Genomic DNA, 18326 nt, shown 5'->3' with positions numbered 1-18326 from the left:
ACGCCACCCGGCAGCATACCTTAATGCGTGTTCTTCTCTTCCAGCTCTTCCAGTTCGCTCAAAATCACGTCAGGGTCAGTTCCCGGCGGCGGAATTTCATGCACCCAGGCAGAGAACAGACGCCAGGTGACGGCGAGCAGCACCGGGCCAATAAACAGGCCAATCATGCCAAAGGCAATCAATCCGCCAATGACCCCGGAGAGGATCAGGATCAGCGGCAGGTCTGCGCCCATGCGGATGAGGATCGGACGAATCACGTTATCCATGGTGCCGACCACGCAGCTCCAGACCAGCAGCACCGTTCCCCACGTGGTATCGCCCGTCCAGTAGAGCCAGATAATGCTGGGGACCAGCACCAGCAACGGTCCCAGTTGCGCAAGACAGGTCATCAGCATGACAACGGTGAACACGGTGGCGTACGGTACGCCGGAAATTGCCAGACCGATCCCGCCCAGCACCGCCTGCACCAGCGCGGTGACCACCACCCCCAGCGCAACCGCGCGCACGGCCTGTGCGGCCAGCAGTACCGCGGCGTCACCGCGTTTGCCCGCCAGGCGGGTGGCAAAGTGACGAACGCCTAAAGCCACCTGCTCGCCGCGCCAGTAGAGCAGGGCGCTGAAGAGCAGCATCAGGGTACAGTGCATCATAAAGCGGCCGATATGCGCCGCCTGACCGACAAACCAGGTGGTAGTGGTGCCAATATACGGGCGGACTTTTGCCATCAGCGCGCTGCCGCCCATCTCCAGCAGGCTATGCCAGCCGCTGTAGAGTTTTGAGCCCACAACCGGAATGCTGTTTAGCCAGGCGAGATCCGGCAGCGTCAGGTCACCGCTGCTAATGGCGCGAATAACCGGGCCACTGGAATCCACCAGACTATTCACCAGCAGGGCAATCGGAATAATAAACAGCAAGAACAGCAGGAGCGTCATGACCAGTACGGCGAGCCCGCGGCGGCCAAACAGCAGCTTCTGCAAGCGCAGCAGCAAAGGCCACGTGGCAACGACTACGGTCGCAGCCCACGCAAAGCCGAGAATAAAGGGTTGAACAATCCACAGACACGCAATAATCATGAGGGCCAGAAACAGCACCGACAGCAAAATTTGCGCAACATCCCTGGGCTGGCGAAGATTGACCATAAATGAAACTTTCCTTAAAAGAACGCCAGTACGACTGGCGGGAACGGAAAACCGCGTCTCTTTAATCATTAATGATCTCAGCGGTTTTTAACAGGCGAATTCTGCCTGTAATTCAGCAGAGATTATAAGAAAAAAATGTGATAAAACTTTTAAGATACACGCAAACGATTTCATACAACTCTAATTAGGGTCGACAGTCATGATCCCACAGATTTCTCAGGCACCTGGCGTCGTTCAGCTGGTGCTTAATTTTTTGCAGGCACTGGAGCAACAGGGTTTTACAGGTGATACCGCCACGAACTATGCCGACAGGCTGACGATGGCGACCGATAACAGTATCTACCAGCTTCTTCCCGATGCCGTGGTTTTCCCTCGTTCAACGGCCGACGTCGCGCTTATCGCCCGGCTCGCCACGCAGGAGCGGTTTGCCTCGCTGGTCTTTACGCCGCGCGGCGGCGGCACCGGGACCAACGGTCAGGCGCTAAACCAGGGCATCATTGTTGATATGTCGCGCTATATGAACCGCATCATTGAGATCAACCCTGAGGAGGGGTGGGTGCGGGTCGAAGCGGGCGTCATCAAAGATCAGCTTAATCAGTATCTCAAGCCGTACGGCTACTTTTTTGCCCCTGAGCTCTCCACCAGCAACCGCGCGACCCTTGGCGGGATGATTAACACGGATGCCTCCGGGCAGGGCTCGCTGGTCTACGGTAAAACCTCCGATCACGTGCTGGGCGTGCGTGCGGTGCTGCTGGGCGGCGATATTCTCGATACCCAGCCGATGCCGGTTGAACTGGCGGAAACGCTGGGCAAAGACAACACCGCCAGCGGTCGTATCTATCGTACCGTGCTGGAGCGCTGCCGCGACAACCGCCAGCTTATTCTCGATAAATTCCCCAAGCTGAACCGCTTTCTGACCGGTTACGATCTGCGTCACGTCTTTAACGACGACCTGACCCAGTTTGATTTAACCCGCGTGCTGACCGGCTCCGAAGGGACGCTGGCGTTTATTACCGAAGCGCGGCTGGATATCACCCGGTTGCCGAAAGTGCGCCGTCTGGTGAACGTCAAATATGACTCCTTCGACTCCGCGCTGCGCAATGCGCCGTTTATGGTGCAAGCGCAGGCGCTGTCGGTGGAGACCGTCGACTCTAAGGTGCTCAATCTGGCCCGGGAAGATATTGTCTGGCACTCCGTGAGTGACCTCATTACCGACGTGCCGGACAAAGAGATGCTCGGTCTCAACATCGTGGAATTTGCCGGCGATGATGCGGAGCTGATTGAGCGGCAGGTCACCACGCTCTGCCAGCGGCTGGATGAGCTGATTGCGCAGGGTGAAGGCGGCGTGATCGGCTGGCAGCTCTGTAACGATCTGGCCGGGATTGAGCGTATCTATGCGATGCGTAAAAAAGCCGTGGGCCTGCTCGGCAATGCGAAAGGGGCGGCGAAGCCCATTCCCTTTGCCGAAGATACCTGCGTGCCGCCCGAGCATCTGGCGGATTACATCGTGGAATTTCGCGCCCTGCTGGACAGCCACGGCCTGAGCTATGGCATGTTCGGCCACGTCGACGCCGGGGTACTGCACGTGCGTCCGGCGCTGGACATGTGCGACCCGCAGCAGGAGATCCTGATGAAGCAGATCTCCGACGACGTGGTGGCCTTAACCGCCAAATACGGCGGCCTGCTGTGGGGAGAGCACGGGAAAGGGTTCCGCGCGGAATACAGTCCGGCATTCTTTGGCGAACAGCTCTACGCGGAGTTGCGTAAGGTGAAAGCGGCGTTCGACCCGCACAACCGCCTCAACCCGGGTAAAATCTGCCCGCCTGAAGGCGTAGACGCGCCAATGCTGCAGGTGGATGCCGTCAAGCGCGGCACCTACGACAGGCAGATCCCGATTGCGGTGCGCTCGTCCTGGCGCGGCGCGATGGAGTGCAACGGCAACGGCCTGTGCTTTAACTTTGATGTGAAAAGCCCGATGTGCCCGTCGATGAAAATTACCAGCAACCGTATCCACTCGCCGAAAGGGCGGGCGACGCTGGTGCGCGAGTGGCTGCGTCTGCTGGCCGATCGCGGGGTTGATCCGCTCAGGCTGGAGCAGCAGCTCCCGGAAAAACGGGCCAGCCTGCGCTCGCTGATTGAGCGCACCCGCAACAGCTGGCATGCCAACAAGGGCGAGTATGATTTCTCCCATGAGGTGAAAGAGGCGATGTCCGGCTGTCTGGCCTGCAAAGCCTGCTCCACCCAGTGCCCGATTAAAATCGACGTGCCGGAATTCCGCTCGCGTTTCCTGCAGCTTTACCACACCCGATACCTCCGCCCGGTGCGCGACCATCTGGTGGCGACGGTGGAAAGCTACGCGCCGCTGATGGCGCGGGCGCCAAAGACCTTTAACTTCTTTATCAACCAGCCGCTGGTGCGCAAGCTCTCCGAAAAACACATCGGCATGGTCGATCTTCCGCTGCTGTCGGTCCCGTCTCTGCAGCGCCAGCTCGTCGGTCACCGTTCGGCGAACATGACCCTCGAACAGCTGGAGGCGCTCGCTCCAGAGCAAAAAGCGAATGTGGTGCTGGTGGTGCAGGATCCGTTCACCAGCTACTACGATGCGCAGGTTGTGGCCGATTTCGTCCGTCTGGCGGAGAAGGTGGGTTACCAGCCGGTGGTTCTGCCGTTCTCTCCCAACGGCAAGGCGCAGCACATTAAGGGTTTCCTGAAGCGATTTGCGAAGACCGCGCAGAAAACGTCTGACTTCTTAAACCGCGTGGCGCAACTCGGGATACCGATGGTCGGCGTCGATCCGGCGCTGGTGCTTTGCTATCGCGATGAATATAAGCAGACGCTGGGCGATAAGCGCGGCGATTTTAACGTCATGCTGGTGCACGAGTGGCTTCCGGTGGCGCTGGCAGATAAGGCCGTTCAGGACGTCAGCGGTGAACCGTGGTATCTGTTCGGCCACTGCACGGAAGTGACCGCTCTGCCGGGTGCCCCCGCGCAGTGGGCATCCGTTTTTGCCCGCTTCGGTGCGAAGCTGGAGAGCGTCAACGTAGGCTGCTGCGGGATGGCCGGAACCTACGGACACGAAGTGAAAAACCACGCCAACTCGCTCGGCATCTATGAGCTGTCCTGGCATCAGGCGATGCAGCGTTTGCCGCGAAACCGCTGTCTGGCTACGGGCTACTCCTGCCGCAGCCAGGTAAAACGGGTAGAAGGTAACGGTGTGCGTCACCCATTGCAGGCTTTACTGGAGATAATTGGATGATCTGGAAACGTGCCGTCACGCTGCAGGCGCTGAACGCCATGGGCGAGGGGAATATGGTGGGGCTGCTGGATATCCAGTTCATCCGCATTGGCGACGATGAGATTGAGGCCACCATGCCGGTCGATAGTCGCACCCACCAACCGTTTGGCTTATTGCACGGCGGGGCCTCCGTCGTGCTGGCCGAAACGCTGGGCTCGGTGGCGGGGTATCTCTGTACCGAAGGGGAGCAGAAGGTTGTCGGACTCGAGGTGAATGCTAACCACATTCGCTCGGTGCGCAGCGGGCGCGTGCGCGGTGTTTGCCGCGCGCTGCACGCCGGAAGCCGCCATCAGGTGTGGCAGATAGATATTCTCGATGAGCAGGATCGCCTGTGCTGCTCGTCGCGGCTGACCACGGCGGTTGTGTAAAGTTTTTAGATGTTTTGCCTTTGGTCAAAAACTAGCCAGTCCGTTGTGATATACTGGTCAGGTTTTGTACATAAGCGAGGACATCATGGATACTGAAATAACCCCAACACAGCTGGCAATTGAATATTTACGTCGCGATAAGAGCAACCTGTCTCCGGCGCAGTATCTGAAAAAGCTGAAACAGCTTGAGCTGGAATTTACAGATTTGCTGGCGCTCTCTTCGAATGAACTGAAAGAAGAGATCTACTTTGCCTGGCGGTTGGGCGTTCACGTCCATTGAGTACATGAGAGTAAAAGGGCCGCGAGTGCGGCCTTTTTTGTGTCTGAAATTCAGTATCGGGCGGCGGTGACGCCACCCGATATTTTCCTCAGACATTGACGGCGTTGATCAGCCGCGACTTCATGGACTGATACGCAGACGCCGCAAAATCCTCCGCCCAGCGCTGGTCCTCAATCGCCTCAAGCTGCACCGCGCAGTACTTCGTTTCCGGCGTTTTGGAGATGGGATCGAGATTATCCTGGGTCAGCTCGTTGCAGGCGCCAATCCACCATTGATAGGTCATGTAGACCGCCCCGGCGTTGATACGCTCGCTAATGCTGGCGCGGGTAATCACTTTGCCGCGACGCGAACGCACCCAGACCAGCTGGCCCTCCGAGATGCCCAGCTTTTCCGCATCGGCTGGGTTCATTTGCACCCGGCCCGGCTCATCGGCCAGGCTTTGCAGCGCGGCGCAGTTCCCGGTCATCGAGCGGCAGGAGTAGTGCCCCACTTCACGCACCGTACACAGCACCAGCGGGAAATCCGCGTCCGGAGTTTCCGCCGGCGCGCGCCACGGGGCGGCAAAGAGCTGCCCTTTACCGGTTGGGGTGTCGAACTGATTGTCTTTATACAGGTAAGGCGTTCCCGGATGATCCAGCGTCGGGCACGGCCACTGCACGTGGCCCATCTCGCCCATTTTTTCATACGTCACGCCGTAGAAGAGCGGGCACAGCTCGCGCATCTCATCCCAGATCTGCTGGTTATCGTCATAATGCATCGGGTAGCCCATCTCAGTGGCGAGCAGGCTGATGATTTCCCAGTCGCGCTTCACGTTGCCGCTGGCCTCAATGGCTTTGCCAAAACGCTGGAACCCGCGATCGGCACAGGTAAAGACGCCGCCGTGTTCACCCCAGGAGGTGGCAGGAAGCAGGACGTCCGCCACTTCTGCCGTTTTGGTCATAAAGATGTCCTGAACCACCACAAAGTCGAGCGCCTCAAAACCGCTGCGAACGAGACCGAGATCGGCTTCTGTCTGAAGCGGATCTTCCCCCATGATGTAGTAGGCCTTGACCTTGCCTTCCAGCGCCAGATGGGGCACCTCGGTAATGCGCGTTCCGACCCGATCGTCCATTTTATTGACGTCAATTCCCCAGGCATCGGCAAACTTCTGCCTGACCGCCGGATCGGTCACATCCTGATAGCCCGGGAACATATTCGGCAGAACGCCCATATCGCAGGCGCCCTGAACGTTGTTTTGTCCGCGCACCGGCCCGACGCCGACGGCAGGGCGGCCGAGGTTGCCGGTCAGCAGCGCCAGGCTGGAAAGCCCTTTGACCACATCCACGGCCTGACCAAACTGGGTCACGCCCATCCCCCACATCACGGTGGCGGAAGGGGCCGCCGCGAAGGTGCGCATTGCCTGACGAACGTCGCGGGCGGGAATGCCGGTAAGATGCTCAACCGTCTCTGGCGCATAGTCTTTCACCGTCTGGCGATAGGCCTCAAGCCCCTCGGTAAAGCGCGCCACGTAGCTTTTGTCGTAGAGCTCCTCTTCCAGCAGCACGTAGCCAAAGGCGTTTACCAGCGCCATGTTGCTGCCGTTTTTCAGCTGCAGATGCTGGTCGGCAATGCGTGCCGTTTCAATGCGCCGCGGATCGCAGACGATAATTTTTGCGCCGTTTTCACGCGCTTTCAGCACGCGCCGGGCGACGATGGGGTGGGAGTCCGCGCAGTTATAGCCAAACACCAGCAGGCATTTTGAGTTTTCAATATCGTTGATTGAGTTGCTCATCGCGCCGTTGCCGAGCGTCTCCTGTAAACCGGCCACGGAAGGGCCGTGACAGACGCGCGCGCAGCAGTCCACGTTGTTGGTGTTCAGCACCGCGCGGGCAAATTTTTGCATCACATAGTTTGTTTCATTGCCGGTTCCGCGAGAGGATCCGGTGGTCATGATCGACCGCGGCCCGTGCTGCGCTTTAATGCTGCTGAGTTTGTGCGCGGTGTAGCGGATAGCCTCTTGCCAGGTAACGGGAGTGAATGCCTCGCCTTTATGGTAGCGGATCATCGGCTGGGTCAGACGCGGGGTGAGCAGACGGGTATCGTTGAGGAAGTCCCAGCCGTAAAAGCCTTTCAGACACAGGGTACCCTGGTTTGTGACGCCTTCTGCGGCTTCGGCACGGATGATACGGTTATTTTCAACGACAAGGTTTAATTTACAGCCTGCACCGCAGTAGGGGCAGACGCTGGCGATCTTTTTCATCAATAACAGACCTGTTAAGAAATGAAGCAAAGTTGACTGGAAAACCCAGTCCCGTAAGCAGAGGTAAGCAGGAACCGTGCCAGGTTGGCTTTGCTGGTTTAACAGGGTGTTAAGCGGGGAAGGCGCGTGTCATCGTCAGAACATTCGTCAGTTTTGACGATGACACGAAAGCAGGATGAATGGCCGTGAATTTACAGGTCGTCCATGGTGTAGCCCACGACAATTTCCAGCGTCTTGCGAATCACATCCGCCTGAACCACGTCGTGAGTGGCTTCCAGCGTCTGAATGAGCCAGAGGATAATCGCTTTATTGGACAGATGACCTTCGGAGGCCAGAACACAGCGTACTGCAGTAGAAAAAACAGCGGACTCTTCAGCAAAACGATCGCCTGCGTGACGGAAGTATTCCGACAGCGCACTGTCTAAAAACGCAGAATGATATTCGGGTTGAAGCTGAATATTTTGTCTCATTTGTTCTCACCGTAGCTGTTAATTGCAGTCAATGTATTTTCTTTGGATCGGACGGTTTTCCACTTCCAAACAACGGCACAATATTGTCCCGGTTATCGTTGAGAGGTCCCTCTCTTTTCGTTCGTCCTTGCGCGGTTCTGCGACGTGTAAAGGCGATGCTGTTTGAGCCGATCTCGGCAATCACCACCGCAAGTGTCTCCCGCCGCCGGGGATCCTTTTCATGTTCTTTCATGATCCGCAGACGCTGAAGCAATCCTTCGGTTGTAACCGGTCCCCGCTCTTTCAAAAGAGAGAGAACGGCTTCACCGATAAGCGTGTCGATCAGTTTGTCTGCGTTACTGCTCTTCATATCCTTACCGTTCGAAGAGCAGACCAAGCAGCTTGTGGTAATGCTCTTCCTCTTCCGGGCCATCGGCCTTTTCGAGGCGGCTGAGCAATTTTGTACAAAGCGATTTGCGATTCAGATTTCGCCCGTCGCTGAGAATTTCAACAACCACCTGTCCCAGCGTCTCCTGCTGGGTAGGAAGCACGGCTTTTTCGAAGTACTGTGCGATTGCTGCTGCGGAATCTGCGACGTAACCTTTCTGCTGCATGTTTCGCTCCTGTAAAATTTTGTAATCAGTAACGTTACATTTAAGGTATACATAATTTCCAAATCTGTACATTAAAAATGTACAGATTTTTAATATTTCTTCGATATATTTTATAAAGTTCTTTATATTCAGTTAGTTGTGTTTGTGTGGTAGAGAGATAATATTACAGGATATATTGTACAAAATGGTCGAGGGCTGTTAAGTTGTACAGCCAGGAAAAACGTTTCTTAAATTGCCGTAAACGGTTGAGATGTAAATTATTTGTCAGGCAATTAATGTGCTATAAATGAACCTTATCCACCTCTTTTGTGGCCAAACCCCTAACCCCAGGAATCGCATGCTCACCACCATCATTTACCGCAGTCATATCTGCGAGGACGTTCCAGTGAAAGCGCTGGAAGTCATGGTTGCTGCTGCAAATAGTAAAAACCAGCAATCCAATATCACGGGGATCCTGCTGTTTAATGGCACACATTTTTTTCAGCTGCTTGAAGGGCCAGTGGAACACGTTTCTGCCATCTATGAGCAGATTTGCAACGACCCTCGCCACCACAACGTAGTGGAGCTGATGCGCGATCACGGACCTGTCCGTCGTTTTGGCAACCTGGGCATGGAGCTTTTTGATTTACGCCACTTCGACAGGGACGAGGTGCTGCAAGAGGTGCTCAACAGGGGGACGACGCGCTATCAGCTGACGTACAACGACCGCCCGCTGCAGTTTTTCCGCACCTTTGTCGAGGCCACGGAAAAAGCGAACTATTTTGAACTGCCTCCTGCGGATTCCTGGGAATTCGTGCGCGAAGAGACGCGCTTGTCCGCGCAGCCCGAGGTGGTCGCGAAAGGGGCGGATTGCAGCTTCGCGTTCCAGCCGATAGTCGATCCGTTTATGCAGCAGGTCGTCTCCTGGGAGGCGCTTCTCCGCACGCCTGACGGCGGCGCGCCGGGAGTTTACTTCGCCAGTCTGCCGCGTGACGACGTGTATGCCTCGGATTTACAAAGCAAGCAGGTTGCGCTCTCCATGGCCAGCGCGCTGGGGCTACAGGACCAGACGTTATCCCTTAACCTGCTGCCGATGACGCTGGTCAACATTCCCAACGCCGTTGATTTCCTGCTCACCGCCATTGAAGCAAATGGGTTTGTACCCGAGCAAATTGTGGTGGAGTTTACCGAGAGCGAAGCCATTTCCCGATTCGATGAATTCACGGATTCGGTCAGGCAGTTAAAAAGCGCGGGCATCAGCTTGACGATCGATCACTTTGGTGCCGGATTTGCCGGGTTGCAGCTGCTGGCTCAGTTTCAGCCGGACAGAATTAAGATTAATCGCGATCTGGTCGCAAACGTGCACAAAAGTGGTCCCCGACAGGCCATTATCCAGGCGATTATCAAATGCTGTGCCTCGCTTGAGATCCAGTTCTGCGCGGTGGGGGTAGAGAAGGCTGAAGAGTGGATGTGGCTGGAGTCAGCGGGAATATCCCAGTTCCAGGGGCATCTTTTTGCCAGCCCGCGACACGGCGGTATTCCCGCGATTGCGTGGCCTGAGAAAAAGTTCGAATTCTGATAAAGCTGTACACAATCCGGCAGAGTTAACTGTACGAACGGCAAATTTTATACAACAATGTATTAACAGGTGGATGGAAAAGAACCCCGTTCACCGGTTCAAAATGCGGTCTTAGTTATACAAATAGTGTGTACAATCTGATAAGGTTGGTGCAGTTAGGTATGGAAGTTCTGAGCGTGAGGGAGTTAATGGCCTATTACAGTATCGGCGAAGTGGCCGAACGATGCGGTATCAACCCCGTTACGCTGCGTGCCTGGCAGCGCCGTTATGGATTGTTGAAGCCGCAGCGCAGCGAAGGGGGCCATCGTCAGTTTGACGATGAAGATATCCTGCGTATCGAAGAGATCAAACGCCTGATGAAAAGCGGCGTCTCGGTCGGAAAAGTCAAAGCCTTGCTGGAAAACAAAGAAGTTTTGACGCAGGGCAACTGGGTTTCATTCCAGGAAGAGATGATGACCGTTCTGCGTTACGCCAGCCCGGCAAAGCTGCGTGCCAAAATTGGCGAGTTCCGCCGCGATCACGCGATAGACGCGCTGATTGACAATATTATTTCTCCCGTCCGTCAGCGCATGAACCAGGACCAAAATACCGTGCGTCACATGGCAAGCCTGTTAGACGGAGTTCTGATTGAATTCGCGATTGCAAGCCTGGCGGAGTCCCGCAAGAAAGCCGGTAAAGACGCACTGTTGATTGGCTGGGAATGCGATGACCGCACCCACCTGTGGCTGGAAGCCGCGCGCCTGGCGCAGAAGGGCTGGCACATTGACGTCCTGGCGGAACCCATCGATTCGCCGCGTCCTGAACTGTTCCCCGGGCAAAAAATCTTCGTCTGGACGGGGAAATCCCCAACGCCTCGCCAGCAGGAACAGCTCGACCACTGGCGTGAACAGGGATTTGCTGTCGCATTTCATCATTGAGTATTAAGAGGCCTTAAGGGCCTTTTTTGTTTTTGTCATTTTCTGTGCAAAATCTATCTCAAAAATAGGCATTTCCGATGCATATTTTACTTTTCTTCTCTTCGTTATGAATGTCGCGACGAAATGCATTATTAATCAATGCATTGAACAAATACATCCATCCTGACTGCATCCTCTCACAGGGTCTATGCTTAATAAAACCAGGCAAAAAGGGCGCTTTAGCCGAATGCCCCTGCTGACAGAGGGTTGAAGTGATAATCGTTATCACTAACATGGTGTTATGCCCTGATGGCTTATCAGATGAGGTGGACCTATGGAACTGCATTCAGAAACCTTTAATCCTGCCGATTTCGCCTGGCGCGGCTTAACGCTCACGCCAGCGGCGGCAGCACATATTCACGAGCTGGTGGCGAAAAAGCCCGAGATCCTCGGCGTGCGTTTAGGCGTCAAACAGACCGGCTGTGCAGGTTTCGGCTACGTGCTCGACACCGTCACCGAACCCGAGAAAGATGACCTGGTGTTCGAGACTGACGGCGCGAAGCTGTACGTCGCGCTGCAGGCCATGCCGTTTATTGACGGCACCGAAGTGGACTACGTCCGCGAAGGCTTAAACCAGTTATTCAAATTTCATAACCCGAAAGCCCAGAACGAATGCGGCTGTGGCGAAAGCTTTGGGGTATAGGCGGTACTATGTCTCGTAATACTGAAGCAACGAGTGATGTAAATACCTGGAGCGGTGGGCACCTCAACTATAAAGAGGGGTTCTTCACCCAGCTCCAGACAGATGAGCTGGCGAAAGGCATTAACGAAGATGTCGTGCGGGCGATCTCGGCGAAACGCAACGAGCCCGAGTGGATGCTGGAGTTCCGCCTGAGCGCCTTCCGTGCCTGGCTGGAGATGGAAGAGCCGCACTGGCTAAAAGCGCACTACGACAAGCTGAACTATCAGGATTACAGCTACTATTCTGCGCCCTCCTGCGGCAGCTGTGACGATACCTGCGCCTCGCAGCCCGGCGCGGTGCAGCAAACTGGCGCTGAAAACAGCTTCCTCAGCAAAGAGGTGGAAGAGGCCTTTAACCAGCTTGGCGTGCCCGTTCGCGAAGGGAAAGAGGTGGCGGTGGACGCCATTTTCGACTCCGTCTCGGTGGCCACCACCTACCGCGAGAAGCTGGCAGAGCAGGGGATCATTTTCTGCTCCTTCGGCGAAGCGATTCACGATCATCCGGAACTGGTGAAAAAGTACATCGGGACCGTAGTGCCTTCAAACGATAACTTCTTTGCGGCGCTCAACGCGGCGGTAGCCTCTGACGGCACCTTTATCTATGTACCGAAAGGCGTGCGCTGTCCGATGGAGCTTTCCACCTATTTCCGCATCAATGCCGAAAAAACCGGCCAGTTCGAACGCACGATTCTGGTCGCGGATGAAGGCAGCTACGTCAGCTATATCGAAGGGTGCTCCGCCCCGGTTCGCGACAGCTACCAGCTGCACGCGGCGGTGGTGGAGGTCATTATTCATAAAGACGCCGAGGTGAAATACTCCACGGTGCAAAACTGGTTCCCGGGCGACGGCAATACCGGCGGTATCCTGAACTTCGTCACCAAGCGCGCGCTGTGCGAAGGCGAAAACAGCAAGATGTCGTGGACCCAGTCTGAAACCGGCTCGGCCATCACCTGGAAATACCCGAGCTGCATTCTGCGCGGGGATAACTCCATCGGTGAGTTTTACTCCGTGGCGCTCACCAGCGGCCATCAGCAGGCGGACACCGGCACCAAGATGATCCACATAGGTAAAAACACCAGGTCGACCATTATCTCGAAAGGCATTTCCGCCGGGCACAGTCAGAACAGCTATCGCGGGCTGGTGAAAATCATGCCGACGGCCACCAATGCGCGAAACTTTACCCAGTGTGATTCGATGCTGATCGGCGCAGACTGCGGGGCGCACACCTTCCCGTACGTTGAGTGCCGTAACAATACGGCCCAGCTTGAGCACGAGGCGACGACGTCACGCATTGGGGAAGATCAGCTCTTCTACTGCCTGCAGCGGGGGATCAGCGAAGAAGACGCCATCTCGATGATCGTTAACGGCTTCTGTAAGGACGTGTTCTCTGAACTGCCGCTGGAATTTGCCGTTGAAGCCCAGAAACTCCTCGCCATTAGTCTTGAACACAGCGTCGGTTAAGGAAAGCACATGTTAAGCATTAAAGATTTACAGGTCAGCGTAGAAGACAAAGCCATCCTGCGTGGCCTCAATTTTGACGTCAAGCCGGGGGAAGTCCACGCTATCATGGGGCCGAACGGTTCCGGGAAAAGTACGCTTTCCGCGACGCTGGCGGGGCGCGAAGATTATGAGGTGACCCACGGCTCGGTCGAGTTCAACGGTAAAGATCTGCTGGAAATGTCGCCGGAAGATCGCGCGGGAGAGGGCATCTTTATGGCCTTCCAGTACCCGGTTGAAATTCCGGGCGTCAGCAACCAGTTCTTCCTGCAAACCGCGCTCAACGCGGTGCGAAAATACCGGGGGCTGGAGGCGCTCGACCGCTTCGACTTCCAGGATTTAATGGAAGAGAAAATCAAGCTGCTGAAAATGCCGGAAGATTTGCTCACCCGCTCGGTGAACGTCGGTTTTTCCGGCGGCGAGAAAAAGCGTAACGACATTCTGCAGATGGCCGTTCTGGAGCCCGAGCTGTGCATTCTGGATGAGACCGACTCCGGTCTGGATATCGACGCCCTGAAGATTGTCGCTGACGGGGTTAACTCCCTGCGCGACGGCAAGCGCTCGTTTATTATCGTCACCCACTACCAGCGCATTCTGGACTACATCAAGCCGGATTACGTCCATGTGCTTTACCAGGGGCGTATTGTGAAATCCGGAGATTTCACGCTGGTTAAACAACTGGAGGAGCAGGGTTATGGCTGGCTTACCGAACAGCAGTAATGCGCTCCAGCAGTGGCACCGGCTGTTTGAAGCCCAGGGCGGCACGCGCTCCGAGCAGGCGCAGCAGCATCTTCAGCAGATGCTGCGTCTCGGCCTGCCGACGCGTAAGCACGAGAACTGGAAATACACCCCGCTTGATGGCCTGCTGAACGCCGAGTTCGTGACCCGCCTGGCGGATCTCACTCCGGCGCAGCGCGACGCGCTGGCATTGCATGTTGATGCCGTGCGCCTGGTGTTTGTCGACGGTGAGTTCCGTCCGGAGCTGAGCGACGCCCTTCAGGGGAGCGGATTTGATATTGTGATAAACGACGATCGCCAGCCCCTGAGCGCCCCGGTTCAGCCTGAGGTTTTCCTGCACCTGACCGAGAGCCTGGCCCGCAGCGTGACGCATATCGGCGTGAAGCGTAACCAGCGTCCGGCAAAGCCGCTGCTGCTGATGCACATCACCCAGGGGCTGGACGGCGACGAAATCAACACCGCGCACTATCGCCATCATCTTGAGCTGGCGGAGGGGGCTGAGGCCACGGTAATCGAACATTACGTCAGCCTTAACGATGTCCGGCACTTTACCGGATCGCGTCTGACGATGAACGTTGCCGCCAATGCCCAGCTTCACCACGTCAAGCTGGCGTTTGAGAATGCGCAGAGCCACCACTTTGCCCATAACGACATTGTGCTGGGTCAGGATGCCGCAGCGTACAGCCATAGCTTCCTGCTCGGCGGGTCTGTGCTGCGTCACAATACCAGCACGCAGCTTAACGGCGAAAATACCACGCTGCGCATCAACAGTCTGGCGATGCCGGTTAAATCAGAGGTGTGCGACACGCGCACCTGGCTGGAGCACAACAAGGGCTACTGCAATAGCCGCCAGCTGCACAAAACTATCGTGAGTGACAGAGGTCGCGCGGTGTTTAACGGCCTGATTAACGTGGCGCAGCACGCCATTAAAACCGACGGGCAGATGACCAACAACAATCTGCTGTTAGGGCGCCTGGCGGAGGTGGACACCAAACCGCAGCTGGAGATCTACGCCGACGACGTGAAGTGCAGCCACGGTGCAACGGTCGGGCGCATCGACGACGAGCAGATGTTCTACCTGCGTTCCCGCGGTATCGACCAGCAGGCGGCGCAGAAAATGATTATCTATGCGTTTGCCGCCGAACTGACGGAAGCGCTGAACGATGGTCAGTTGAAACAGCAGGTGCTGGCACGTATCGGTCAGCGTCTGCCTGGAGGCGAAGCATGAGTTTTCCCGTCGAGAAAGTACGGGCAGATTTTCCGGTTCTGACCCGTGAAGTGAACGGTCTTCCTCTGGCCTATCTGGACAGCGCGGCCAGCGCGCAGAAGCCGAACCCGGTCGTGGATGCGGAAGCCGAGTTTTATCGCCACGGCTACGCCGCCGTGCATCGCGGTATTCATACCCTGAGCGCCGAGGCGACCCAGCGTATGGAAAACGTGCGCACGCAAATTGCCGCCTTCCTCAATGCAAAATCGCCCGAGGAGCTGGTCTTCGTGCGCGGAACCACCGAAGGAATCAACCTTGTCGCTAACAGCTGGGGCAACGCGCAGGTCCACGCGGGGGATAACATCATCATCACCCAGATGGAGCACCACGCCAATATCGTGCCGTGGCAGATGCTCTGCGAGCGCGTTGGCGCGCAATTGCGGGTCATTCCGCTGAACGTTGACGGGACGCTGCAGCTCGAGCAGCTCGACGCATTGCTGGATGACCGCACGCGGCTGGTGGCGGTCACCCAGGTCTCTAACGTGCTCGGGACTGAAAACCCGGTGGCAGAGATTGTCGAAAAAGCCCATCAGGCCGGCGCGAAGGTGCTGATTGACGGCGCCCAGGCGGTAATGCACCACGCGGTTGACGTTCAGGCGCTGGACTGCGATTTCTACGTCTTCTCAGGCCACAAGCTCTATGGGCCGACCGGGATCGGCGTGCTCTACGTGAAGGAAGACATTCTGCAGGCGATGCCGCCGTGGGAAGGGGGCGGCTCGATGATCGCCACAGTCAGCCTGACGGAAGGCACCACCTACGCGCGCGCGCCGTGGCGTTTTGAGGCGGGTACGCCCAACACCGGCGGGATTATCGGGCTGGGGGCGGCGGTTTCCTACGTCTCCGCAATCGGCCTTGATAGCATTCAGGAGTACGAACAGCTGCTGATGCACTATGCGCTTGCCGAGCTTGCCAGCGTGCCGGATCTGACCCTCTACGGGCCTGCCGACCGGCAAGGGGTGATCGCGTTCAATCTCGGGAAACATCACGCCTATGACGTGGGCAGTTTCCTCGATAACTACGGCGTGGCGGTCCGTACCGGGCACCACTGCGCCATGCCGCTGATGGCGTTTTACCAGGTGCCGGCAATGTGCCGCGCGTCGCTGGTGATGTACAACACAACGGAAGAGGTCGACAGGCTGGTGGCGGGGCTTAAGCGTATTCACCAGCTGCTGGGCTAACGGAGAGGCAAAAGATGGCAGAACTGCCGGACAGAGACAAATTGCTGCGCAACTTTGGGCGTTGCGCAAACTGGGAAGAGAAGTACCTTTATATCATCGAGCTGGGGCAGCGTCTGCCGCCGCTCGGTGAAGAGTCGCATAACCCGGAAAACAGTATTCAGGGCTGTCAGAGCCAGGTGTGGATTGTGATGGAGCAGTCTGACGACGGCACGATAGCACTGCACGGCGACAGCGATGCGTCCATTGTAAAAGGGCTTATTGCGGTCGTCTTTATTCTTTACCACCGGATGTCGGCGCAGGATATTGTCGCGTTTGATGTCCGCCCGTGGTTTGAAAAAATGGCCCTGACCCAACACCTCACCCCGTCTCGTTCCCAGGGACTGGAAGCGATGATTCGCGCGATCCGCGCCAAAGCTGCAATCCTTAGCTAGACTTACAGAACAGCATTCATTCTGTTTCGCGAGGTGGTTCCCGCCTCGCTGGTTTTTCAGCTTTCTGGCGTCCTGCCAGTGAATAAGGAATCTCAGCATGAAGCGCGCGTCTCTAATAACTCTATTACTCCTCAGTTCGCTCGGCGCACTTAATTCGGCCCGCGCGATGGACTATCCGTTGCCGCCCGCAGGCAGTCGCCTGATTGGGCAAAATCAAACCTACACGATACAGGAAGGGGATAATAAGCTGCAGACCATCGCCCGCCGGTTTAATACCGCGGCGCAGGTGATCCTGGAAACAAACAATACCATTGCGCCGGTAAACCCTGCGCCGGGAACCGTCATTACCATTCCGTCGCAGATGCTGCTGCCGGACACGCCGCGCGAGGGGATTGTGGTGAACCTCGCAGAGCTGCGGCTCTACTACTTCCCGCCGGGAGAAAATATCGTTCAGGTCTTCCCGCTCGGCATCGGACAGCTGGGGCTGGAAACGCCGGTGACGACCACGCGGGTGAGCCAGAAGATCCCGAATCCCACCTGGACACCCACGCCGGGCATCAGAGCACGCTCTCTGGAGCAGGGCATTAAATTGCCTCCGGTGGTACCTGCCGGGCCAAATAACCCGCTGGGACGCTTTGCACTGCGTTTAGGCGTGGGCAACGGGGAATATCTCATCCACGGCACCAGCGCGCCGGACAGCGTGGGCCTGCGGGTCAGCTCCGGCTGTATGCGGATGAACGCCCCGGATATCAAAGCGCTGTTCGAACAGGTGCGGGTTGGCACGCGGGTACAGATTATCAATGAACCCGTGAAGTTCTCCGTGGAGCCGGATGGTAAACGCTATATTGAAGTCCATCGCCCGCTGGCGCAGGCTGAGGGAGAAAACCCGCAGGTCTCGCCCATTACCCACTCCGCCGACTTTGCGAACTTTGTTTCTCAGGCTGGAAGCGATAAGGCGCTGATTGAGAAAGCCCTGGCACGTCGTGCGGGCATCCCGGTTATCGTGTCGTCAGGGAGCGGTCCTTCAGCCAGCAATAGCGTATTGTCGGTGCAGAACAGCCGGGTGTCTGCTGCGGTAGCGGAAGATGAAGGGGAGAAGGTGACGCAGTAGCCGTTTGACTCAGGCAAAAAAAATGGCGCACAATGTGCGCCATTTTATTAACAGGTACTATTACTTACGGTATTTAGTAGCCTGGTTGTCCAGACGCTGGTTAGCGCGAGCTGCGTCGTCTTTAGCAGCCTGAACGTCGGAACGGATTGCGTTCACGTCGTTGCTCAGCTGGTCAACTTTAGCGTTCAGAGTCTGAACGTCAGAAGACAGCTGATCGATTTTAGCGTTGCTGGAGCAACCAGCCAGCAGAGTAGAACCCAGGATTACCGCGCCCAGTACCAGTTTAGTACGATTCATTATTAATACCCTCTAGATTGAGTTAATCTCCATGTAGCGTTACAAGTATTACACAAAGTTTTTTGGGTTGAGAATATTTTTTTGATGGGAATACACCTATTTTTGATCGTTCGCTCAAAGAAGCATCGAATCAGCCCTTTTCGGGCAAAAATCTAAGGAAAAAAAGGCATTTATCATCGGATTCATCTTAGATAAATCGCAATTAAATAGAAAAACCCGATTTGCATTTTG

At 56.3% G+C, this 18326-nt stretch carries 18 protein-coding genes; 12 read left to right on the top strand and 6 right to left on the bottom strand.

All coding sequences use genetic code 11. The annotated features are described in order from the left end of the window. Positions 1 to 20: 20 nt before the first annotated feature. Positions 21 to 1136: an AI-2E family transporter YdiK gene (gene ydiK / locus AC1VYI_RS14980; RefSeq protein ID WP_023311319.1), complete on the bottom strand. Its 1116-nt coding sequence runs from the start codon at positions 1134 to 1136 to the stop codon at positions 21 to 23. Positions 1137 to 1335: 199 nt separating this feature from the next. On the opposite strand from ydiK, the gene ydiJ reads away from it, so the two are divergent. The 3 genes from ydiJ (at position 1336) to AC1VYI_RS14965 (ending at position 5079) form a co-directional block, all read left to right on the top strand. Then, on the top strand, positions 1336 to 4392 hold the full coding sequence (gene ydiJ / locus AC1VYI_RS14975) for a D-2-hydroxyglutarate dehydrogenase YdiJ (RefSeq protein ID WP_047742114.1): 3057 nt from the start codon (positions 1336 to 1338) through the stop codon (positions 4390 to 4392). Next, a complete protein-coding gene (gene menI, locus AC1VYI_RS14970; protein WP_023311321.1) occupies positions 4389 to 4799 on the top strand; it encodes a 1,4-dihydroxy-2-naphthoyl-CoA hydrolase in 411 nt (136 codons plus the stop codon). The genes ydiJ and menI overlap by 4 nt, the downstream gene beginning before the upstream one ends. An 85-nt stretch (positions 4800 to 4884) precedes the next feature. Next, complete coding sequence (locus AC1VYI_RS14965) at positions 4885 to 5079, top strand: YdiH family protein (protein WP_003857766.1); 195 nt, start codon at positions 4885 to 4887, stop codon at positions 5077 to 5079. A gap of 88 nt (positions 5080 to 5167) precedes the next feature. On the opposite strand, the gene fdhF is transcribed toward AC1VYI_RS14965, so the two are convergent. The 4 genes from fdhF to ycgZ form a co-directional block, all read right to left on the bottom strand. Continuing rightward, positions 5168 to 7318 carry a formate dehydrogenase subunit alpha gene (gene fdhF, locus AC1VYI_RS14960; protein WP_047742113.1) on the bottom strand — a complete coding sequence of 717 codons (2151 nt, stop codon included), beginning with the start codon at positions 7316 to 7318 and terminating at the stop codon, positions 5168 to 5170. A gap of 191 nt (positions 7319 to 7509) precedes the next feature. After that, positions 7510 to 7788, bottom strand: a complete 279-nt coding sequence (locus tag AC1VYI_RS14955) for a biofilm/acid-resistance regulator YmgB/AriR (protein WP_023311323.1) — start codon at positions 7786 to 7788, stop codon at positions 7510 to 7512. A gap of 28 nt (positions 7789 to 7816) precedes the next feature. Continuing rightward, positions 7817 to 8137 (bottom strand): hypothetical protein, encoded by a 321-nt coding sequence (locus AC1VYI_RS14950; protein ID WP_045353775.1) that lies wholly within the window; start codon positions 8135 to 8137, stop codon positions 7817 to 7819. A gap of 4 nt (positions 8138 to 8141) precedes the next feature. Then, positions 8142 to 8381: a regulatory protein YcgZ gene (gene ycgZ / locus AC1VYI_RS14945; protein WP_023311324.1), complete on the bottom strand. Its 240-nt coding sequence runs from the start codon at positions 8379 to 8381 to the stop codon at positions 8142 to 8144. A gap of 337 nt (positions 8382 to 8718) precedes the next feature. On the opposite strand from ycgZ, the gene AC1VYI_RS14940 reads away from it, so the two are divergent. From AC1VYI_RS14940 to ldtE, 9 genes are all read left to right on the top strand, one after another. Further along, the gene (locus AC1VYI_RS14940; RefSeq protein ID WP_134866484.1) at positions 8719 to 9939 is read left to right on the top strand and encodes a diguanylate phosphodiesterase; all 1221 of its coding nucleotides are present in this window, start codon (positions 8719 to 8721) and stop codon (positions 9937 to 9939) included. Positions 9940 to 10127: 188 nt separating this feature from the next. Continuing rightward, the gene (locus AC1VYI_RS14935) at positions 10128 to 10856 is read left to right on the top strand and encodes a MerR family transcriptional regulator (protein ID WP_023311326.1); all 729 of its coding nucleotides are present in this window, start codon (positions 10128 to 10130) and stop codon (positions 10854 to 10856) included. A 313-nt stretch (positions 10857 to 11169) separates the two neighbouring features. Continuing rightward, on the top strand, positions 11170 to 11538 hold the full coding sequence (sufA, locus tag AC1VYI_RS14930; RefSeq protein ID WP_008500631.1) for a Fe-S cluster assembly scaffold SufA: 369 nt from the start codon (positions 11170 to 11172) through the stop codon (positions 11536 to 11538). Positions 11539 to 11546: 8 nt separating this feature from the next. Further along, complete coding sequence (sufB, locus tag AC1VYI_RS14925; RefSeq protein WP_023311328.1) at positions 11547 to 13037, top strand: Fe-S cluster assembly protein SufB; 1491 nt, start codon at positions 11547 to 11549, stop codon at positions 13035 to 13037. Positions 13038 to 13046: 9 nt separating this feature from the next. Continuing rightward, positions 13047 to 13793 carry a Fe-S cluster assembly ATPase SufC gene (gene sufC, locus AC1VYI_RS14920; protein WP_014831592.1) on the top strand — a complete coding sequence of 249 codons (747 nt, stop codon included), beginning with the start codon at positions 13047 to 13049 and terminating at the stop codon, positions 13791 to 13793. Further along, positions 13768 to 15039 carry a Fe-S cluster assembly protein SufD gene (gene sufD / locus AC1VYI_RS14915; RefSeq protein ID WP_134866482.1) on the top strand — a complete coding sequence of 424 codons (1272 nt, stop codon included), beginning with the start codon at positions 13768 to 13770 and terminating at the stop codon, positions 15037 to 15039. The genes sufC and sufD overlap by 26 nt, the downstream gene beginning before the upstream one ends. Then, positions 15036 to 16256: a cysteine desulfurase SufS gene (gene sufS / locus AC1VYI_RS14910; RefSeq protein WP_023311330.1), complete on the top strand. Its 1221-nt coding sequence runs from the start codon at positions 15036 to 15038 to the stop codon at positions 16254 to 16256. The genes sufD and sufS overlap by 4 nt, the downstream gene beginning before the upstream one ends. A gap of 14 nt (positions 16257 to 16270) precedes the next feature. Further along, on the top strand, positions 16271 to 16687 hold the full coding sequence (gene sufE, locus AC1VYI_RS14905) for a cysteine desulfuration protein SufE (protein ID WP_134866481.1): 417 nt from the start codon (positions 16271 to 16273) through the stop codon (positions 16685 to 16687). Positions 16688 to 16784: 97 nt separating this feature from the next. Continuing rightward, entirely contained in the window at positions 16785 to 17798 is a 1014-nt protein-coding gene (ldtE, locus tag AC1VYI_RS14900) for a L,D-transpeptidase LdtE (RefSeq protein ID WP_045401430.1), read from the top strand. 60 nt (positions 17799 to 17858) lie between these two features. Here ldtE and lpp read toward each other — a convergent pair whose 3' ends face one another. Then, complete coding sequence (lpp, locus tag AC1VYI_RS14895; protein ID WP_010430241.1) at positions 17859 to 18095, bottom strand: murein lipoprotein Lpp; 237 nt, start codon at positions 18093 to 18095, stop codon at positions 17859 to 17861. Positions 18096 to 18326 lie beyond the last annotated feature (231 nt).

It is taken from the genome of Enterobacter sp. QK-SA4 (assembly GCF_056856775.1).
This window is presented reverse-complemented; position numbering and strand designations above follow the sequence as displayed.